We start from the raw sequence: 444 nt of genomic DNA on the forward strand, positions 1-444 counted from the left end.
ACTTTACCGGTTATTCCCAATTTATGAGTGAAGAGATTTCATCTAGAGTAATCGATCTGACAGTGAAAAATAGGGTATGGAACTGTCCAACACTGATAGTGAAAAAAAACTATGAAAATCTGAATGAGCTTCACTCATCTACAATCATCGAGTTAAAGTATGTCCACAGTGATATTAAAAATTATTGGAGAGGCTATAGTAGTTTCAATTTAGAATTTGATTATGCCCAAAAATTACTTAAAACCTTAAATGAAAAAGGTGCAAATATAGTTTCTGGAACAGATTCAGGAAATCCATATGTCATTGCCGGATTCAGTTAGAAAATCCGGATGAAAGTTGCCACCCATCCCGGTTCAAAGTTGCCAGTGATTCCGGACGAAGGTTGCCACCCATTCCGGTTTAAAGTTGCCACTTTTTAAGCGATTTCCGGAATCATTTTTTTAA

The 444-nt window shown here is 36.0% G+C and carries 1 protein-coding gene; it reads left to right on the forward strand.

Annotated elements, in window-relative coordinates:
• Nucleotides 1-320, forward strand: a 320-nt coding sequence (locus DV872_RS26290) for a hypothetical protein (protein WP_216664462.1), incomplete at its 5' end; no start/stop codon positions are given.
• Nucleotides 321-444: the final 124 nt, after the last annotated feature.

Origin of the sequence: Oceanispirochaeta sp. M1 (assembly GCF_003346715.1) — a bacterium.
Taxonomy (GTDB): Bacteria; Spirochaetota; Spirochaetia; order DSM-2461; family DSM-2461; genus Oceanispirochaeta.